This is a genomic window from Neobacillus ginsengisoli, assembly GCF_030813055.1.
In genome coordinates this window covers 61,255-81,160 of sequence record NZ_JAUSTW010000003.1, presented here as the reverse complement: position 1 = coordinate 81,160, position 19,906 = coordinate 61,255, and the positions used below count along the sequence as shown (strand labels likewise).

Genomic DNA, 19,906 nt, shown 5'->3' with positions numbered 1-19,906 from the left:
TTAATCCACCTGAATCCACTCCAGCGACCACTTCTCGATTTCTTTTAAAGCCAGCTCCAATGCCTGACCTTTTTCCGTTAAGGAATATTCAATCCGGACCGGTGTTTCGGGGTATACGTCCCGTTTAACGATACCCTCTTGCTCTAAGTCCTTGAGCCTTTCTGATAAAAGCCTCCCGCTAACCGGTAGAGAAGATTCAATTGTACAAAACCGTTGTGGGCCGGATAATAATTGATAAATAATTAAGCCAGACCATCGCTGACTGAGGATTCTCATAGCTTTTTCAAATTTAGGGCATAATGTAGACTGATTCATGAACGATCACCTCTATATAAATATTATAGCTAATAATAATTTTAAATAAAACCATTACATATAATAAAATAAGTACTTGACATAACTTAATTACAAATTTATAGTTAGTTACATAAAGTAACTAAATGAGGTGAAAAAATTATGATGCCATCTTTGTTTTTAGCCCATGGATCACCGATGTTAGCGATAGAGGATACAGCCTATACAAGATTTTTAGAGAGTCTGGGACAAACATATAAACCAAAAGCGATTGTGATTTTTACCGCACATTGGGAAACAGAAATGTTAACGATTTCTTCCATAGACGGAACATATGAAACTATATATGATTTTGGGGGATTTCCGCCGGAGCTTTATGCGGTGAAATACCCTGCAAGAGGTTCACAAATTCTTGCTTCCCTCTTAAAGGAAAAATTTGCCGAAGCCGGAATTGCTGCACACTTGGATACAAGCAGGGGGCTGGACCATGGTTCCTGGACAATGTTGTCTAAGATGTACCCCAAAGCGGATATTCCAGTAATTCAACTTTCTGTAAATCCTTTTTTACCCCCTGAAAAACAATATCGAATTGGCGAAGCGTTACGGGGCCTGGGACAAGAAAATATCCTTGTCATTGGCAGCGGCGTAACGGTGCATAATTTACGAATCCTTAACTGGGGACAAACTGAACCTGAAGCATGGGCAGTTGCCTTTGATGATTGGCTAATCGATAAAATTGAAAAACAAGATATAGAAAGTCTTTTCAATTATGAGAAATTGGCTCCAAATGCGAAGCTGGCTGTTCCAAGACCGGAGCATTTTGTTCCTTTGTACATCGCGATGGGCAGTGGCAGCGGACCGGCAAAAGTCATTCATCGCAGTTATGACCTTGGGACATTAAGTTATCTTTGTATGGAGTTTTAATAATTTTTGGATTCAATTAATGAAAAAATGCCATTCGCGAATGGCATTTTTCATTTGACCCAAGATGGACAAATTCTTTTATTTGCTTTAATCAGCAAGTTTAGTAAAATTTAAACTATCAGAGACAAAACCGAATCTCTATTTATTAAAAGTTCAAATATAAGGAGTTTGATTATGGCAAATAGCAATAAAAAAACTAAAAAAGAATCTCAATCCTCATCAAAGTTTACATTCTGGGTCATTGGATTAATCGCCGCTTTTGTACTAGGATTCATCTTTTTAGGAAATCACACAAAAACAGTACAAAAAGCGTCAACAGCAACAATTGACTATTCTGCTCAGCCTTATCTCGGTAAAAAGTCCGCACCCGTTTCGATTATTGAATTTGGCGATTATAAATGCCCAAATTGCAAAAATTTTGCTGCGAATGTTGTCCCATTAATTCAAAAGGATGTAGTTGATACTGGAAAGGCAAAATTATATTTTTTCAATGATCCCTTTATTAATGTGGACTCTACCCGTGCTGCTAAATTTGCCGAAGGCGTTTATCACGAGCTTGGGAGCGATACGTTTTGGAAATTCCATGAAACGTTGTATAAAAAACAGCCAGATGACAGCAATGCAGAAAAAACTGATATTTATGATGAGAAATTTCTCGTTGCCACTTTAAAAGAAGCGGCCCCAACTGCCGATGTTAATAAAGTGCTAGAATATTTCCATGCAAACAAAGCGGATGCAGCTGTGAATAAAGATTTGGGCTATGCAGCAAAATTAGGTGTAACAGGAACACCAACAATCTTTGTGGATGGTAAGCCTTTCACTGGAAAAACAATGGATGATCTAATTTCGATGGTCGATAAAGCAGCAAAGGGGAAGTAAAATGAATAAATATTTGCAGCTTTCCTGGATAGCCGCCATTGTTGCCACTCTTGGCAGCTTGTACTTCAGTGAGGTTCGCCACTTCATTCCATGTACACTTTGCTGGTACCAAAGAATTTTTATGTATCCTTTAGCAATTATATTGGGAGTTGCGGTTTACAGGAATGATACAGGAATATACAAATATGTTTTACCATTGTCAATAATAGGGATGCTGATTTCAGGCTATCATACAGTTCTGCAAAAGATCCCCTATTTACAGCAATTTGAAATGTGTACAAGCGGGGTGCCTTGCTCTAAGGATTACCTGAACTGGTTGGGCTTTATAACGATTCCGTTAATGGCATTTATCGCTTTTACGATCATAACAATCAGCTTAGTGGTTCTTGCACGAAGCCAAAAAGAAGAGACAGCCCGCTAGTCTCTTCTTTTGTTTTACATCATATGTTCCTCCTGTTGCTTTACTTTTAGCCTCTCTTCTAAAACATGAACCATTTGCAGGAAGTGGTCGGCTTCCCTGACGACATGGTCTGCCAACAATGGGTCGATAACATTTTTGATTTGACAATTTTTGATGAAATCTAATCCCGCTTGTTTAAAGTTTCGAAGTTCATGGGTAGCGTTTTCGCTATCTTTATTAAGTTTTCCAATGATCGGATAGGTCGGTTTTTTCTTGTATAACATCGATTCAACGTCCCTCGCCTGGTTAAGCAAAACTTCAAAATCATCCCCAAATTTCAGTGCCGTTCTTACTAAATTTCGTTCAGATTGATCTAGCAGTGAAGCAATGAATCGCGAATGCTCCATCATAATTTTAAGCCAAAATACATTTTCCTTGATAATCGCATCTTGGATCGGATCCAATATTCCTTCATTGAATTTTTTTAACGTTCTCATAAAATATTCGGCTTCACGGGCTGTATGGTCGACAAGAAGTGGGAAGTTAAATCCCATGACTTTACAATTAATTATCAGGATGAGTAGATTTCGCTTGAAATTCCGTAATCCTAACACTAGCTGAATCGAATCCTCGTTTAACTTACGTACTGCAGTAACATTATTGGGCGTTTGATACGCTCTTTTTTCCTGCTCTTCAAAATAGTGATAAAAGCGATCGGTTTGTTGAATGAGGTGCTTATCTTTTCGGCTAAACCCTTCACCCAAAAAATAGGAATGTTCTTTCATAATTCGTAACCAAAATTTATTTTCAACCAAAGATCTCTCGATAAACAGTTGTTCGGTTAATGATTCAGGCGGTGCCGCAAAAGTTTCAGGGGCAATTAACATTTGATTGTTGGTATCCATGCTGGAAAAATTTTGATTCACCATGTTTTTCCCCTCCTTTAAAACAGACTTTCCCTTCATTTTATTCCTGAAATTTTTTGTTATGTTAGAAGGCCTTTTTAAAATTTTGTAAAGAATAGGAGATAGCGAATAAAATTTTTGGAGGTCAGCATGAAAGCATCTGATGTAATTGTAAGCTGTTTAGAAAATGAAGGTGTGGAATATATTTTTGGGATTATTGGAAAGGAAGTCATTGATCTGGCTGATTCTTTATCCAGGTCAGAGAAAATAACGTACATACCAGTGCGGCATGAACAAGGGGCAGCTTTTATTGCGGATGTTTATGGGCGTGTGTCTGGAAAACCAGGTGTATGTCTCGCCACGCTTGGTCCAGGAGCTGCGAATCTGTTAACGGGGATATCCAGTGCCAATTTGGATCATTCACCCGTAATCGCTTTAACCGGACAAAAGAGTCTGGAAAGTCAACATCAAAATGCCCATCAATATATTGATATCTCCAAGGTTTATGAACCTGCGACAAAATGGGCGGTACAATTAAAAGATGCCAACGCCATCCCTGAAATCATTAGAAAATCATTTAAAATAGCAATGGGAGAAAAACCAGGGGCAGTCGTTATCGAAATACCCGAAAATATCGCTGTCGATAATGTAACAACAAAGGTATTACCCCTATCAACTTTACCTAAAAGTGTGCCAGCAAAAGAATCGCTGGAACTTGCGGTTAAATTCCTTAATGAGAGTAAACAGCCTTTCATTATCGTCGGAAACGGGGTTGTTAGACAGGAGGCTGTAAAGGAAGTACAGACTTTTCTTGATCAACTAGCCTGTCCAGTCACACATAGCTTCATGGCTAAGGGGATTTTAGCAAAGGACCAGCCGCAAAACTACTATACCTTTGGTTTTAACGAAAAAGATTATGTTCTTCGAGGTATCGAAGAATCGGATTTGCTTGTGGTCATAGGCTTTGATTTTGTAGAGAAGCTCCCGTCCGAGTGGAACAGAAAAAAAGTACCTGTCCTTCATATCGATAATTTACCAGCTGAAGTGAATGAAGGGTATCCAGTCAAAGCAGAACTAGTAGGGAATTTGAAGGAAACATTGCAATTATTCGTCACATCAGAAATCACTTCAAAGCCTTGGTTGCCTTCCGGTGATCTAAAAAAGCGCATAGAGGCAGCTTTTTCAATTAACGAAGAGCCGAATGTCGACTCCTCTTTAACAATAGAGAAAATATTGCACGTTGTTGAAAGGGTCCAATCAGACCGAACGTTAGTGATAGCAGATGTGGGATCACATAAAGTGTCGATTGCCAGAACCTATCAACCAAAGCACGCCAATCAGCTAATCATCTCAAATGGTTTAGCATCAATGGGTATCTCCATTCCAGGTGCCATTGGGGCAAAACTGGCCTCTCCTGAAAAAACAGTAATATGTATAACAGGTGATGGTGGAGCCTTAATGACTTTTGCTGAACTCGAGACAGCAAAGCGCTTAGGTCTTTCGTTTATCATTATTCTTTTAAATGATTCGATGTTAAAAATAGAAGACGAAATGATGAAGAAAGAATTTGGTGAAAGCTATGGGGTTACTTTTACGAATCCTGATTTTATTACATTAGCAAAAAGTTTTGGTGTAAAGGGAATGAAGCCAAAAGACATAGTTGAATTTGAAGCCATGCTATCTGAAGCCGTGGGTTTGACAAATGAAATTGTGTTAATTGAGGCAGTTCTTCAGCAAAAGTCATAGGTTAGGTGCGTAAAGGATTAGTTTCTCAGGGCATAACATTGCCGACTTAATCACCTTTTGCGGTTAAAAAGTGAGCGAATAAATAAAGGTCCAATTCAAACGAATTGGCCTTTGTACTAGTATTAGATGACCCGATTCGCACGATGTTTGTAAGTGGTACTGGAAGGGATGTTAAATTATCCATCATTAATGGCAGAATCGTAATGAAGGACCAAAGAATTCCGAATCTAGATTTAGACGAAATCAAAGGCAAGGGACAAAAATATTTTGACAAAATGAGAAAAGGATATTTGGAAAGAGATTATCAACAGCTTCCGGAGCAGGAATTGTTTCAGCCTTCTTTTAAGATTGTGGATTCAATCTGAGCAGAAAAACAAATATTTTTTCAAAGAAGTAAAAAAAGTGAAAAATATAGTAAAGATTTTCGAAATAAAAAAGTCAGAATATTTCCTATAATTAGAAAAACGCCAACAAAATAAAAAGGTGGGGGTAGAGTCTATGAAAGTAAAACAGGGAATAGGAAGATTTTTTCTCGTTATGCTGATGGCGATCATTATTACCGGCTGTTCTACAAATAAGAATGTAAGCACAAAAGGTAATGAAACGAGCAAAGCATCAAAGGAAGGGGGTACCTTAGTTATTGCGCGGTTGTCAGATGCTGAAAATCTAGACCATCAGTTTATGTCAACTATCAATGCAGCAAGTGTTACCCATCGTAAAATTTATGAGGGGCTGGTAGGGCGAGATAAAAATTCCGAAATACAGCCATTGTTAGCAGAAAGGTGGAAGCAGTTGGATGATACTACATGGGAATTTTATCTTAGAAAAGACGTCAAATTCCATGATGGAACATCTTTTAATGCAAATGCTGTAAAAGCGACATTTGATAGACTGCTAGATCCGAAAGTAGCTTCACCTAGAGCAGTTGTATTTAAAATGGTAAAAGAAGTGAAAGTAATCGATGATTATACAGTCCAATTCGTTTTAAAGGAGCCCTTTTCACCATTACTATCCATTCTAGCCAATCATGAAGGCGATATTATTAGTCCTAAAGCGATTGAGAAATACGGTAAAAAAATTATTCAAGTACCAGATGGAACCGGCCCTTTTGTTTTTAAGTCCTGGTCACCTGGTAAAGAAATTGTATTAGTTAAAAACGAGAATTATTGGGGAGAAAAAGCAAAGGTAGATAAAGTTGTATTTAAGGTTGTTCCGGAAGAAACAACAAGAGTATCGATGCTTGAAACAGGTGAAGCTCAAATTGCTGAACCACTTTCAGTGACAATGATGGATACTGTAGAAGCTTCATCTAACTCGGAAGTCTACCGTAGTGAAGGATACGGTACAGAATATATTGGTTTTAATGTAACAAAAAAACCGTTTAATGATGTTCGAGTTCGGAAAGCGATCGCTCATGCTATTGAAATGGATTCCATCATTAAAGGTGTATATAATAATGTGGGAAAAAAAGCTAATTCTTTAATGGGGTCAAAGGTTTTTGGATACAGCCCTGATTTGAAAGCCTATGATTATAATCTTAATGAAGCGAAGAAATTATTAGCTGAAGCAGGTTATCCAAATGGATTTGAAACGACACTACTAACAATGGATAGCAAAGAAAGAGTAAATCTTGCAGAAGTAGTGCAATCACAATTAAAGGGTATCGGAATAAAAGTAAATGTAAGGGTAATGGAATATGGTACATTTGTTCAGCAGGTAAATAAGGGTGATTCGGAGATGTTTATCCTTAGCTGGAGAAACGCTACCGGCGATGCTGATTATAACCAGTACAATCTATTCCATACAGCTTCGCAGGGACCAGCAGGTAATACATTCTTTTATAGTAATAAACAAGTTGATGGTTTAATAGATGCAGCCCGAAGAGAAAAAGATGAACAAAAGCGTATTACTCTTTATGCTGAGGCACAAGCATTGGAAATGAAAGATGCACCATATATTCCAGTAAGAGTGATTGAAAATGTAGCTGCAGTTGCAAAAAATGTGAAAGGTTTCTCAATTAGTCCGTCAGGTTATTTAGAAATCAATGACGTTTCAATTAAATAAGGATATTAGAGCAAAAAGGGAGATCCAATTTTGGATAAGCCCTTTTAGCCTATATATAAGGAGTGCTAAAAATCTTTGCACTCCTTTCATTCGAATGTAAATCGAAGTGATTTTTTAATATTATTTGTAATTTTTTTTGATATACATAGTTTCGTACAGATAATAGAAAAAACATAGTAATCCGGAAATAGTAAAACTAATCCAAATCGATTGCATGTTTCCTACGATTGGTATCAAGAGAGACCCTCCAAGCAAGCCGCACAAGGAAGCAAATGGAATGATGGCAGGAAGGGGGCGTCTACTGAGTACAATATATAGCATTGGAATTATTATCGATGAATAAATATTTCCAAAGAAAAACAACAAATCAATTGGAATAGGAGACAGGATGCTGACAATTACTAGCAAGATGAGGCAAGTTATGCCTGTAATCAAGTAGGTCCATTTCCATTTTTCGTTTTCCGATTGCTTACGGAAAAGTTCAATAATATTTCTAACGATTAAAACCGTAGTTGCATGCAGCTCAGAACTAATGGCAGAGGATATGGCGCTAAAACAAAATAGCACAAACAGGACGATTAGTAAACTTGATTGGATTTTATCAACCAACTGGAACAGTAAAGTATAGATATTTTTATAACCATGTCCGAAAAGAACAATCAACACAAGTGTGGTTATTGCGAGTGGAATGGTTGACCAGATTACCCCTGCGAGTGTAAACGTCATTCGAACTTTTTCTTTTTGAATAATAAAAACCCTCTGCCAGGTTGTACAATCGATTAAAACCTGTCCGAATCCTATTAATACAGCTGTGAAAATAAACCAAATCGCTTCTTGATTTTTATAAAATAACAAATACGGATGATACAGCTTTATCCCATCATAGACAGGATAAACACCTTCTTGAATAAAAAAATAAACAGGAATGACAATCACTGCTCCAAAAATAAGGGTTACATTCACGCCTGCTAATCGGTGAAGCCATTGCATGCCCCCAATACCACTAATAAAAAAGCAAATGAATAAAAAGATAAACAGACCGTAAAAAACGGGAATAGGGAATATAAGATGCAAAAGAATCCCGGCACCCATTGCTTGGATAAAGAGAGAGTAGAGGCTTGTGATTAATAAAATAGAAATCATATACCAGTAACCGATTGGAGAGAGCTTTGACCGAAGTACATCACCAATAGTTTGATGTTCTACATAGACTACTCGTATTCTTTTCACTAATAATCCGAACAAAATAAGTGCTAAGGATCCCATTAAAGAATAACCAATTCCTCCAGTGAGTCCGTATTTCATAAGGGTTTCTGGTGAGGACAAGATTGTATTCCCTGTTATCCATCGTGCTATTAGGCTGACAACTCCATATCCCACTCCTAATTGGATTGCCCCAGTTACATAAAAATGATAGTTTGCTTTACTCAAAGTTGAGTCTCCTTTAAACGATAATCACGTGGTGATTTCCCGGTCATTTTCCGAAACATTTGGCTAAAATAATGTTGGCTATTAAAGCCGCATTTTTCCGATACCCCGTTTATGCTCATATCTGGGAATTCAATTAACATTTTCTTTGCAGCTTCTAAACGAATCTCATTTAAATATTCTGAAAAACCCATTCCAACTTCTTCTTGAAACTTACGACTTAAATAAGCAGGGTTAATATGGATTTTTGAAGCTAAATAATTTAAGGTAATTTTCTCGTTATATTCTTTTTGAATAACTTGAATTGCCTGATAAATTTGCTCAGAATAATTGCCGATTCGCTCGTATCTTGTTAGAATTTTACTTAGTTCATCCTCAATGACAGGCTTTGTAATATAATCTACAACCCCCAGCCGAATGGATGTCCGGGCATATTCAAAATCTTGAAAGGCTGTTACGATAATAATATCCATCTTATGTGAACGAGATAATTCTTCTGCTAATTCCAATCCATTTTTCCCTGGAAGATGAATATCTAGAAAGGCAAGTGTAATATGGTTTTTATTGATTACGTTGATGGCTTGTGACGCATCCTGTGCTTTGAATATGGTCCATACTGGGAACCTTTTACTAATTAAATATTCCAATTGCTCTAATTCCAACAGCTCATCATCTACTAGTAAAATATTCATCGCTTTGACCTCCTTTCTTTACTTCTTTGCCTGGCTTATGAAAGGGAATATGGCGAAAACGATTGTACCATCCCCAGTGTTAGATAACTGAATAGCTGTGTGCTTATTTGGAAACAACAATTTCAATCTTTTTTCGATATTGTTTATCCCTAGTCCACCAACGCTCTGCTGAAATTGTTGAACAAGGTTTGTGGAGTTATTCCAAACGGACACATGGACATCCTGCTCTTTTTTGACAATATTGATTTTTAAAATAGCCTCTCCGGGAACTTTCTCGAAAGCATGTTTAAAGGCATTCTCAACAAAGGTTTGAATCATAAAAGGGATGATGACGGCTTGTTTTACATTGGGCTCGATTGATATTTGATAATTTAGCCTGTCCCTAAAACGAATCTTTTGAATTTCAAGATAATGCCCTGTATATGTTAATTCTTCTTCAATTGTTATGATTGATTCGTTTTTTTGATATTTAAATTTTAGCAATTTTGAAAGGGTTTCAATCGAGTTGATTAATTCAGTCTTTCGATCGAGTCTTGCTAAACTTAAAATTGAATTCAAGGTATTAAAAAAGAAATGAGGTTGTATTTCTTGATTTAATTGGTTATATAGAGCCGTTTGTAATTCTCTTTCGAGAGCGATTTCCCTTGTTTGTTTTTCTAGGAGGTCAATCCGTTTTTCAAAAATAATCAAAAAAAGCAATGTAAATGCACCTAATAAAGGGGCTAAAATGCAAAGCATGATGTAAATGGAGAAAGCATCAAGTGTAAGCATTTATAAAATTCTCCTTTGGATAAATAACAAAAAAGAGAGTATGAACCCTCTTTTTTAATTTTACTATTATTTAATAAAATTAAAAACTTATTGCAAATAGATTAGACTCTCCTTAGTTCTGAAGATTCCCAGCGAAATGACAGCTAACGAAATGATTTTTTTTGATTTCTCGAAGTGTTGGTTCCTCCGTTTTACATTTCTCTGCAGCAAAAGGGCACCGAGTGTGAAAACGGCAGCCTGATGGAGGATCAATCGGGGATGGAACGTCTCCCTTTAATAATATTCTCTCCTTTTTCACCTCAGGATTTGGGACAGGAATAGCAGATAATAATGCGTTTGTGTAAGGATGCATCGGTGAATCGAATAAATCCTTTTTCTCGGCTATTTCTACTACTTTCCCTAGATACATAACCATTACTCGATCCGAAATATGTCTGACCACACTTAAATCATGAGAAATGAATAAAAATGTCAGCTGGAATTGCTTCTGCAGCTTTTTTAACAAATTAAGAATTTGCGCTTGGATGGAAACGTCTAATGCAGAAACCGCCTCATCGCAAATAATTAATTTAGGATTAACAGCAAGGGCTCTCGCTATACCAATCCGCTGGCGCTGCCCGCCGCTGAATTCATGTGGGTACCGATCCAAAGCCTCAGAAGGTAATCCTACATAACCAAGTAACTCAAGCATCCGCTCCATTCTTTTTGGTTTTGGGACGACTTGTTGAATCGCCATCGCCTCATTTAATATTTGCTTAATCGTTTGGCGCGGATTAAGTGATGCAAACGGATCTTGGAAAATAACCTGCAGGTCGCCGCGCAATTTACGCATTTGGTTCCTATTCAATTCTAAGATGTTTTGATCGTCAAAGTAAACCTTTCCGTCTGTTGGTTCATCTAGCCTTAGGATGGCTCTTCCCGTTGTCGATTTGCCGCATCCGGATTCGCCAACAATGCTTAAAGTTTCACCTTCATACAGGTGAAAGGAAACATCGTCAACAGCTTTTACATATGCTTTAGGTTTAAACAATGAGTCTGTTTTAACAGGAAAGTATTGTTTTAAATGTTCCACTTGTAAAAGAACTTTTTTATCTATAGCTATTTCCATTTAAACCACCTCCTCTATCTGGGGTTGATCTGTCCATTGGTCTGTATATTTCCAGCATCGAACCTTCACGTTGTCATCTTGTTCAATCAACTCTGGCTGCTGTGTTGCACAGATTGGCTGTTGATATGGACAGCGTGATGCAAAACGGCATCCTTCCGGCATGTTGTATGGACTTGGCACTGTCCCCTCAATCGTCTGTAATTCTTCCCGGTCCTCATGAATTTTTGGTAAGGAGTCTAGCAATCCCTGTGTATACGGGTGATGTGGATTGGAAAAAATCTTTTCCGTCGACGCATATTCGACGATTTTCCCAGCATACATAACTGCAACCATATCGCATGTTTCTGCAACAACGCCTAAATCGTGAGTGATCATGATAACACCCATCCCCAGCTTGTTTTGGAGGTCCTTGATCAACTCTAAAATTTGCGCTTGAATGGTCACATCCAATGCTGTGGTAGGTTCGTCGGCTATTAATACTTCTGGTGTACAGGCGAGTGCCATCGCGATCATTACCCGCTGACGCATCCCCCCGCTTAGCTGAAACGGCTCTTGTTTTGCACGTTTTTCAGGGGAAGGAATCCCGACTATTCTAAGCATTTCAACCGCTTTGTTCCATGCATCCTTTTTTCCCATTTTTTGATGCATCCTAACCGCTTCGGCAATTTGTTCGCCAACACTAATGACCGGATTAAGCGATGTCATTGGTTCCTGGAAAATCATCGAAATGTCGTTACCGCGAATCTTTCGCATTTCTGACTCTGGCAGGGTTACTAAATCTTTTTCTTTATAAAGGATGGATCCATCAGCAATTTTTCCTGGAGGAGAAGGAATAAGACGCAGGATGGAAAGGGACGTCATACTTTTTCCACAACCTGATTCTCCAACGATCCCCAATGTTTCTCCTTTGTGGAGTGTAAAATCAATCCCGTCAACTGCTTTGCTGATTCCTCGTTTTGTATGGAAATGGGTTTTAAGCCCTTTAACTTCTAAAATAGGTTCTTTTTTTTCAAGCAAGATAAATCACCACCTTTTAATTTAATTCAATCCGTTTATTAAAGAATCGATAGAATATATCAACAAATAAATTTACGATTACAAAGATAAGGGATGCAAATAGGACCCCGCCCTGCACCATTGGTAAATCTCTCATTCTTATTGCATCAACAATCATTCTCCCCAACCCATTAATGGCAAAAATGGATTCGACCAGGACTGTTCCTCCAAGTAATGCACCGAATTGTAAACCAACAACAGTGATAACTGGAATTAACGCATTTCTTAATGCGTGTTTATAAATAATAACTCGTTCACGCAATCCTTTTGCACGAGCAGTCCGGACATAATCTTGGCGGATAACCTCTAGCATACTTGATCTTGTCATCCTTGCGACGATGGCTGCCCCACTTGCTCCTAGAGTAATAGCTGGTAGGATAATATTTTGCCAGCTTTCCCAACCTGCAACAGGTAAAATTTGTAGTTTAACAGAAAAGAAATACATGAGCATCAAACCTAACCAAAAGCTTGGTAATGATATGCCTAGTAAAGCAACTATCATTACACTAACATCTGTCAGTGTATATTGTTTAACAGCAGAAATGATACCAGCTAACATTCCGAGAACAATGGTGATTATAATACTATAAAAGGCGAGCTCCATTGTAATTGGAAGTCTTACTAATATTTCGTTCAATACTGGCTGGCTGTTTTTTAAGGAAACTCCAAGGTCACCTTGGAAAATACTTAATAAGTAATCGAAATATTGAATATATAAAGGACGGTTTAAACCCAATGATTCACGTATTCCATTGATAGTGTCTTTAGAGGCACCCTCACCTGCTAGCAAAACTGCAGGGTCCCCTGGGACTAGGTGCATAATAAAAAAGACAACAAAGGTTACTCCAATTATTACTGGAATCGTCTGTAACAGCCGGCGGATAATAAAGATTAGCATTGATATGTTAGCCTCCTTATAAACGATTGATTATTTCTTCATGCGTGGATCAAATGCATCACGTAATCCATCTCCCAAAATATTAAAGCCAAGTACAAGAATAGAAATAGCTAAGCCTGGGAATAGGGCCATAAAAGGCGCTGAAAAGATGAAATCTCTGCCGTTACTGAGCATTGTTCCCCATTCAGGTGAAGGTGGTTGTGCACCAAGTCCTAAGAAAGATAAGCCTGCGGCAGAAAGAATCGCTGTTGCAAGCCTCAAAGTTCCTTGGATAATAATGGGTGACAAAATATTCGGAAAAATATGTTTGCTAATGATTGTAAAATCATTTGCACCTAGGGAACGGATCGCATCGATATACTCCAGGCGCTTCACCTCTAATGTTGAACCTCGAACAATTCTTGCGAATAGGGGTATCGAGAAAACTCCAACGGCGATTGTAACGTTTATTAAACTCGGACCAAGGGCACTAATGATCGCTAGCGCTAATAGGATTCCTGGGAATGCTAGCATTATGTCCATGATACGCATAATAATAGAATCGACCCATTTCCCGTAAAAACCCGCAATGAGTCCAAATATTATTCCAAAAATGGCGCCAAATAAAACCGCGGCGAAGCCAACTCCTATAGATAATCGAGTACCAAAAATTATTCTACTTAATATATCTCTTCCTTTATCATCTGTCCCCATCCAGTGAACCAATGAGGGCGGTAAAAGTTTATTTGTCAATTCGACCGCGTATGGATCATAAGGAGCAAGCAAGGGAGCAAACAAGGCAACAAATAGATAGAAGATAATGATGAAGGCTCCTGCCATAGCTGCTTTATTATCCATTAATACGGAAAGAGATTCCCTCCATTTAGATGTTTTTTGATAGGTAACTGTTTGCGGCAAGGCAACAGAAAGTTCAGTTTTTACTTCTACTGACATGAAATTCCCCCCTCTGAAATTTTTTATTTATTGGATGAAATAATAAGAAACGTTGTGTCACAGAGTGCCTCCTTTCTTAGCCTTATTCTTCTTTCAATAAAAAGAATTATGTTCAAATTATCAAAATTATCAGGAATGTTAAATGTTTTTCAAGTTAGTTGTCAAAATATTAAAAAAAGATGTAAATATTCTGTAAATATTCTAATAATTCATCTTCTATAATTCAGATAAGCAATAAGGAGGGATGTAAAAGATTAATTCAGCGTTTATAGTCGGAATCTTACAAAAAGGGGAGAGGAAAATGGAAAAGAAAAAACGAACATTTAAAAACGGGATATTACTCGTTTTAATAGGGTTAGTTCTACTATTCACACAAGCATGCTCAACGAAATCAACCACGGAAAAAGGGGCGGGAGATAAGCCTGGAGCAGTAAAAGAAGGAGGGACGTTAACAGTTGTTCGTCTTTCCGATGCTACAAAACTGGATCCACATTTTATTACAGATATCCCATCAGCAAATATTGTCTATCAAAAAGTTTATGAAACATTAGTTGTACCAGATAAGGACATGAATATTCAGCCGCTATTAGCTGAATCATGGAAATTGGTTAATGATACAACATGGGAGTTCAAGCTTAGAAAAGGTATAACTTTCCATGATGGCACACTGTTTAATGCGGAGGCGGTAAAAGCGACCTTTGATCGATTATTAGATCCAAAAACAGGATCACCATCACGTGCAAAGTTTGAAATGATTAATGAAGTAAAAATTATCGATGATTATACAGTTCAGTTAGTGCTTAAATATCCGTATGCACCACTCTTATCTATCTTAGCTAGCAGTGAAGGAAGTATCATAAGTCCGAAAGCATTGAAGGAAAACCCTCAATCACTTGCTCAGCATCCTGTTGGGACGGGACCATTTGTATTTGATTCTTGGAAATCAGGCCAAGAAATTTCATTAACGAAAAATGATAAATACTGGGGTAAAAAAGCAAAAATCGACCGAGTTGTCTTTAAAGTTGTTCCTGAAGATGCTACACGTTTAGCAATGATTGAAACAGGTGAGGCGCAAATTAATGATCAAGTTCCGGTCACGGAGATTGATAGAATCGAAGCGTCGAAAACAATGGGACTATATCGTACAGATGGATTAGCTGTCGAATATGTTGGTTTTAATGTAAAGAAAAAGCCATTTGATGATGTTAGAGTTCGTAAGGCGATTAGCCATGCGATTGAGAGAGAAGCGATTATTAAGGGTGTTTACAATAATGTAGGTACGCTTGCAAATTCAGCAATGAGCCCAAAGGTATTTGGGTATAGCAAAAATGTAAAGCCATATAATTATGATTTAAATGAAGCGAAAAAATTGTTGAAGGAAGCAGGATATGAAAAAGGATTAAAGTTAACCTTGTTAACTAGCGATCGTAAGGAGCGTATTAACATGGCCGAGGTTATTCAATCTCAGTTAAAAGGGATTGGGGTTGATGTGAAAGTTCAGGTTATGGAATATGGTGCCTATGTTGACATGCTCGCAAAAGGCGAACATGATATGGCCATTGGTGGATGGGGCAATGCAACGGGAGATGGGGATTATAACCAATACAACCTATTCCATTCCGCTTCACAAGGACCTGCTGGAAATTCCTTCTATTATAGTAATCCCGAAGTGGACAAACTTATCGAACAGGCACGCAGGGAAACAAATGAAGCAAAACGTAAAGAGCTTTATGAGAAAGCTATGAAAATCGAATTAGACGATGCTGTTTATGTCCCAATCCGTAATTATGAACACATTGCAGCCAATAGTAAAAATGTCAGTGGCTTTTGGTTAAATCCTGCAAGCTATTTAATGATTAACGATGTGACAATTAAGTAATTATTTAGAGGCACTTACATCTGATGAGTGCCTCTTTACTCATCATAAGAAAATGAATTTAAAAAATAGGAGTGATATGAATGAACGCATTCTGGATAAAGGATGTCCGCTTAGAAAAAGGGTTCATTAATGAAAATGGACGAATTACTGGAACGGAGACGGAAATTTGTCATTTGAAAATCTCAGAAGGAAAAATTGCAGACATCAGTTATCAATCTCCTAAACCTGAGGAGAATCACGTTGATGCGAAGGAGAGAATTCTTTTGCCATCATTAAGGGATATGCATATTCACATTGACAAAACTTATTATGGAGGCCCTTGGAAGGCTTGCACCCCAATCACAAAAGGAATTTTTACTCGATTAGAAGAAGAAAAGGAGCTTCTGCCTAAGTTATTGCCAACCGCACAAGAGCGGGCTGAGAAGATGATTGAACTGTTTCTCCATAATGGTCACACTCATATTCGAACACATTGTAATGTGGATCCAGTCATTGGTTTGAAAAATTTAGAGGCTACTGTTAATGCCCTAGAAAAATATAAAGATGTTCTCACATATGAAATCGTAGCATTTCCACAGCACGGATTGTTAAGAAGTGATTCCGTTCAATTAATTCGTGATGCGATGCGAAATGGTGCAACACTTGTTGGAGGTGTGGATCCTGCCACTGTGGACCGAAATATTGAAAAATCACTTGAAACGATTTTTGATATTGCAGTTCAAGCAAATGCAGGGGTAGATATTCATCTTCATGATCCCAATACATTAGGCGCGTTTACCTTTGAAAGAATGGCTCATTACACGAAGGAAGCAGGATTAAAAGGGAAAACGACGATTAGCCATGGAATCGCTTTAGGCGATTTACAGGGAGAAGAACTGATTGAGATGGCAGAAATATTAAAGGAACAGGAAATAGATGTAACTACCACTGTACCTGTAAATCGGCCAACGATTCCGATTCCTACACTAGACAAATTGGGTATACAAGTTTCAGTTGGGCATGACAGCATTACCGATCACTGGTCGCCATTTGGTACAGGAAATACGATTCAAAAGCTTAGTATTTTAGCGGAAAGATTCCGCATGATTGACGAATATTCATTATCATCAACCTTAAAGCATGCTACTGGTGGAGTTACTCCCTTAAATGAAAAAGGTGAACGTGTTTGGCCGAAGGTTGGAGACGATGCAACAATGATGCTTGTGAATGCGACATGTTCGGCAGAAGCAGTTGCAAGACGGGCAAATGTGGAAGCTTTATTTTTTAAAGGTAAAAAAGTTGAAAGTAAACGCGGAGAGTAAAAATTTGTAATTGCAAAATAGTGAGGAGGAAAAGAAATGGCTGTACCATATTGGTTAACCAATGTTCGGCTAGAAACCGGCTATATAAAAGATGAAAAAGATGTATATGAAACAAAAACTGAACTTTTCCATTTGAAAATTCAGGATGGCAAGATAATTGATAAACAGAATAATAGTTTTGTAATTCCGGCTGGAGAAAAAACCGTCGGTGGAAAAGGGCTTTTGGCGGTACCGACATTTAAAGAAATGCACAATCATTTAGATAAAACATATCTTTCCCTTAAATGGAAGTCTTGTATCCCAATTAAAAATCTTAAAGAGCGTCTCCGTTTAGAGGCATTGGAACTAAAAAAGCTGGCGCCAACAACAAAGCAAAGGGCAAGTAAAATCATTGAAATGATCCTGTCGAATGGTTCAACACATATCCGGACACATGTAAATATCGACCCGTATATAGGGCTGAAAAATTTGGAGGGTGTAAAGGCAGCGCTTGAGGAATACTCAGATCGATTAACGTATGAAATAGTTGCATTCCCTCAGCATGGTCTATTAAGAGAGAATGTGATTCCTCTTATGAAAGAGGCTATGAGATCGGGTGCCCAAATAGTCGGGGGATTAGATCCGGCAGGTATAGACCGTAATATTGAAAAATCACTTTTTGAAGTCATGAATTTAGCAACTGAATTTAATGCAGATGTGGATATTCATTTACATGATGGTGGTCATGTCGGATTTTATACGATTGAAAAGCTTGCTGAAATGGTGGAAGAAGCGAAATGGCACAACCGGACTGCAGTTAGCCATGCGTTTTGCTTAGGAGAAGTTCCACAGAATCAGGCTGAGAGCCTTGCTGATAAACTTAAGGAATTAGGAATGTCAATTATGTCAACGATTCCAATTACAAAATCACTACCGCCTATCGAACTGCTTGATAAGAAAGGTGTACAGGTTTATTTGGGCTGCGATGGTTATTATGATTCATGGGCACCATTTGGAAACGGCGATCTATTAGAAAAGGTAACGAGGTATTGTGAACTTTACCGAAGGAGTGATGAGCGCTCTCTTGGACAATCATTAAAATGGGCAATAGGAGGATCTACTCCATTAGGCATGGACGGAGAGGTTAAATGGCCGCTTGTAGGTGATGAAGCAAGCCTTGTCCTCATTAATGCTTCATCCTCAGCTGAGGCGGCTGCAAGAACCCCAAAACGAGAAGCTGTTATTTTTAAAGGGAATATTGTAGCAGGACAAATTTAAACATTATGAAAGTTAAAAAGTTTATGTTTATAAAAGGTAGAGATTTGAACAAGATAAGAGGATAGGAAGAAAATTCAAGGATATGTTTTTCCACTAAGGAAAATAAAACAGAGGGAGTAATAAGTAAATGGTTCTGTTCTTTTATGCCACCTTGAATATTATCGCCCTATTTCTTTTTATTAAATACAAAAAGAGAGGCTTTCATATCCTTGAAATCTTCGTTTATTGGATGGTCGGTTCCTATCTTTTTCAAAACTTTTCAGCAATTTGCTATATGAATTATAAAACTTTAATTATTCCCGATAAGTTTAGTATTGAATTAGCACATTTTCTTAACCGCATCGTGCTTTTTCCTTTATTGATGGTTACTTTTCTTCATTTTTTTCTTATCATAAGTACTCTTTCGAAAAAGCTACTGTTAATCATCGGTTTTATTTTGCTTTTAGTAGGGATGGAATGGCTAGCAAATTTATTAGGTGTACTTATCCATGTTCATTGGGTGATATGGTGGTCATTCGCCTTTTGGTTGGTGGCTTTGTTGTTTTTAATTGTATTTATGAGGTTCTTTCGTAAATTTCTTTTTAAAGGAGGCTTGAATTTTTGAATTTTACCTTTGATTGGAATGAATGGTTTATCATTATATCATCAACTATTATTTTCTCTATGTTTTTATTAATCCGTAAGTACTTTCCGCCTGTTTTGGTTATTATTATTTGGGTATTCAATATCGAATTTGTTGCATCCATTGATTATTTTCTTGCTGCCACTCCCTTCAAACTTTATTATTTTTCCGATAATGCTACCTATGAGGCTTCTGCTGCATTATTTCATTTATTTATGTATCCTAGTGCATCCTTACTCTTTTTATATGCCTATGATAAGTGGGAACTTTATGGAAAAAAAACCGTATGGTATATTCTGTTTTGGACCGTATATTCACTATTCTTTGAGTGGTTATGTCTTAAAAATCATGTTTTGACCTATACTGGCTGGAAGATGTATTATTCGATTCCCACTTACCCGATTTCTGCGATTGTTTTGATCATCCTCTTTCGATTTATTAAAAAGAAACTCCATGAACTTGAGATTTATGAAGCTTAAAAACATAAAAAAGAAGCAGATGATCCAAAGGGTTTCCGCTCCTGCTTAAAAATGCCCTGAAACTGGATAGTTGGGCAGTTCAAATAGAAATTTCTATTAGTACATGCCACCCATGAAAGCTGTTCCCACGATGATTAATAAAACAAATAGAACGACGACTATCGCCATGTTGTTATTGTGATGATGATGATGATCAGACATAATTATCACCTCCTATTGCTTGTCATTACAACGTATGTATTATTTTATCTTTTGTAATGGACAATGGTT

Annotated in this window: 20 protein-coding genes; 10 read left to right on the top strand and 10 right to left on the bottom strand. The window is 37.6% G+C overall.

Annotation, left to right across the window (positions count from 1 at the left end; genetic code table 11):
• Nucleotides 1-315, bottom strand: a complete 315-nt coding sequence (locus J2S10_RS09490) for a winged helix-turn-helix transcriptional regulator (protein ID WP_307406957.1) — start codon at nucleotides 313-315, stop codon at nucleotides 1-3.
• Between the two features lie 141 nt (nucleotides 316-456).
• Here J2S10_RS09490 and J2S10_RS09485 point away from each other — a divergent pair, with 141 nt between their 5' ends.
• The 3 genes from J2S10_RS09485 (at nucleotide 457) to J2S10_RS09475 (ending at nucleotide 2,518) form a co-directional block, all read left to right on the top strand.
• Nucleotides 457-1,218, top strand: coding sequence for a DODA-type extradiol aromatic ring-opening family dioxygenase (locus J2S10_RS09485; protein WP_307406955.1), 762 nt, complete (start codon nucleotides 457-459; stop codon nucleotides 1,216-1,218).
• Between the two features lie 174 nt (nucleotides 1,219-1,392).
• On the top strand, nucleotides 1,393-2,097 hold the full coding sequence (locus J2S10_RS09480) for a DsbA family protein (protein WP_307406952.1): 705 nt from the start codon (nucleotides 1,393-1,395) through the stop codon (nucleotides 2,095-2,097).
• 1 nt (nucleotide 2,098) lies between these two features.
• Complete coding sequence (locus tag J2S10_RS09475; protein ID WP_307406950.1) at nucleotides 2,099-2,518, top strand: disulfide oxidoreductase; 420 nt, start codon at nucleotides 2,099-2,101, stop codon at nucleotides 2,516-2,518.
• Nucleotides 2,519-2,532: 14 nt separating this feature from the next.
• On the opposite strand, the gene J2S10_RS09470 is transcribed toward J2S10_RS09475, so the two are convergent.
• Complete coding sequence (locus tag J2S10_RS09470) at nucleotides 2,533-3,426, bottom strand: DUF2935 domain-containing protein (RefSeq protein ID WP_307406947.1); 894 nt, start codon at nucleotides 3,424-3,426, stop codon at nucleotides 2,533-2,535.
• A 126-nt stretch (nucleotides 3,427-3,552) separates the two neighbouring features.
• Here J2S10_RS09470 and J2S10_RS09465 point away from each other — a divergent pair, with 126 nt between their 5' ends.
• The 3 genes from J2S10_RS09465 (at nucleotide 3,553) to J2S10_RS09455 (ending at nucleotide 7,212) form a co-directional block, all read left to right on the top strand.
• On the top strand, nucleotides 3,553-5,148 hold the full coding sequence (locus J2S10_RS09465; RefSeq protein ID WP_307406945.1) for an acetolactate synthase large subunit: 1,596 nt from the start codon (nucleotides 3,553-3,555) through the stop codon (nucleotides 5,146-5,148).
• A gap of 104 nt (nucleotides 5,149-5,252) precedes the next feature.
• Complete coding sequence (locus J2S10_RS09460) at nucleotides 5,253-5,513, top strand: hypothetical protein (RefSeq protein ID WP_307406943.1); 261 nt, start codon at nucleotides 5,253-5,255, stop codon at nucleotides 5,511-5,513.
• 133 nt (nucleotides 5,514-5,646) lie between these two features.
• On the top strand, nucleotides 5,647-7,212 hold the full coding sequence (locus tag J2S10_RS09455) for a glutathione ABC transporter substrate-binding protein (protein ID WP_307406941.1): 1,566 nt from the start codon (nucleotides 5,647-5,649) through the stop codon (nucleotides 7,210-7,212).
• Between the two features lie 120 nt (nucleotides 7,213-7,332).
• Here J2S10_RS09455 and J2S10_RS09450 read toward each other — a convergent pair whose 3' ends face one another.
• The 7 genes from J2S10_RS09450 to J2S10_RS09420 form a co-directional block, all read right to left on the bottom strand.
• On the bottom strand, nucleotides 7,333-8,643 hold the full coding sequence (locus tag J2S10_RS09450; RefSeq protein WP_307406940.1) for an SLC5/6 family protein: 1,311 nt from the start codon (nucleotides 8,641-8,643) through the stop codon (nucleotides 7,333-7,335).
• The gene (locus J2S10_RS09445; RefSeq protein WP_307406938.1) at nucleotides 8,640-9,332 is read right to left on the bottom strand and encodes a response regulator transcription factor; all 693 of its coding nucleotides are present in this window, start codon (nucleotides 9,330-9,332) and stop codon (nucleotides 8,640-8,642) included. The genes J2S10_RS09450 and J2S10_RS09445 overlap by 4 nt, the downstream gene beginning before the upstream one ends.
• Before the next feature lie 18 nt (nucleotides 9,333-9,350).
• A complete protein-coding gene (locus J2S10_RS09440) occupies nucleotides 9,351-10,103 on the bottom strand; it encodes a sensor histidine kinase (protein WP_307406936.1) in 753 nt (250 codons plus the stop codon).
• A 112-nt stretch (nucleotides 10,104-10,215) separates the two neighbouring features.
• Nucleotides 10,216-11,211: an ABC transporter ATP-binding protein gene (locus J2S10_RS09435; RefSeq protein ID WP_307406932.1), complete on the bottom strand. Its 996-nt coding sequence runs from the start codon at nucleotides 11,209-11,211 to the stop codon at nucleotides 10,216-10,218.
• Nucleotides 11,212-12,228, bottom strand: coding sequence for an ABC transporter ATP-binding protein (locus J2S10_RS09430; RefSeq protein ID WP_307406929.1), 1,017 nt, complete (start codon nucleotides 12,226-12,228; stop codon nucleotides 11,212-11,214). It abuts the gene before it with no gap.
• A gap of 16 nt (nucleotides 12,229-12,244) precedes the next feature.
• Nucleotides 12,245-13,165 (bottom strand): nickel ABC transporter permease, encoded by a 921-nt coding sequence (gene nikB / locus J2S10_RS09425; protein ID WP_307406927.1) that lies wholly within the window; start codon nucleotides 13,163-13,165, stop codon nucleotides 12,245-12,247.
• Nucleotides 13,166-13,195: 30 nt separating this feature from the next.
• The gene (locus J2S10_RS09420) at nucleotides 13,196-14,098 is read right to left on the bottom strand and encodes an ABC transporter permease (RefSeq protein ID WP_307406925.1); all 903 of its coding nucleotides are present in this window, start codon (nucleotides 14,096-14,098) and stop codon (nucleotides 13,196-13,198) included.
• A 301-nt stretch (nucleotides 14,099-14,399) separates the two neighbouring features.
• On the opposite strand from J2S10_RS09420, the gene J2S10_RS09415 reads away from it, so the two are divergent.
• The 4 genes from J2S10_RS09415 to J2S10_RS09400 all read left to right on the top strand — a co-directional run bounded on the left by J2S10_RS09415 (nucleotide 14,400) and on the right by J2S10_RS09400 (nucleotide 19,636).
• On the top strand, nucleotides 14,400-15,977 hold the full coding sequence (locus J2S10_RS09415; RefSeq protein WP_307406923.1) for a glutathione ABC transporter substrate-binding protein: 1,578 nt from the start codon (nucleotides 14,400-14,402) through the stop codon (nucleotides 15,975-15,977).
• Nucleotides 15,978-16,057: 80 nt separating this feature from the next.
• Nucleotides 16,058-17,278, top strand: coding sequence for an amidohydrolase family protein (locus J2S10_RS09410; RefSeq protein WP_307406921.1), 1,221 nt, complete (start codon nucleotides 16,058-16,060; stop codon nucleotides 17,276-17,278).
• Nucleotides 17,279-17,314: 36 nt separating this feature from the next.
• Nucleotides 17,315-18,535 carry an amidohydrolase gene (locus tag J2S10_RS09405; RefSeq protein ID WP_307406917.1) on the top strand — a complete coding sequence of 407 codons (1,221 nt, stop codon included), beginning with the start codon at nucleotides 17,315-17,317 and terminating at the stop codon, nucleotides 18,533-18,535.
• Between the two features lie 600 nt (nucleotides 18,536-19,135).
• Nucleotides 19,136-19,636 carry a hypothetical protein gene (locus J2S10_RS09400; RefSeq protein WP_307406914.1) on the top strand — a complete coding sequence of 167 codons (501 nt, stop codon included), beginning with the start codon at nucleotides 19,136-19,138 and terminating at the stop codon, nucleotides 19,634-19,636.
• Between the two features lie 96 nt (nucleotides 19,637-19,732).
• Here J2S10_RS09400 and J2S10_RS09395 read toward each other — a convergent pair whose 3' ends face one another.
• Entirely contained in the window at nucleotides 19,733-19,837 is a 105-nt protein-coding gene (locus J2S10_RS09395; protein ID WP_307406912.1) for a YjcZ family sporulation protein, read from the bottom strand.
• Nucleotides 19,838-19,906: the final 69 nt, after the last annotated feature.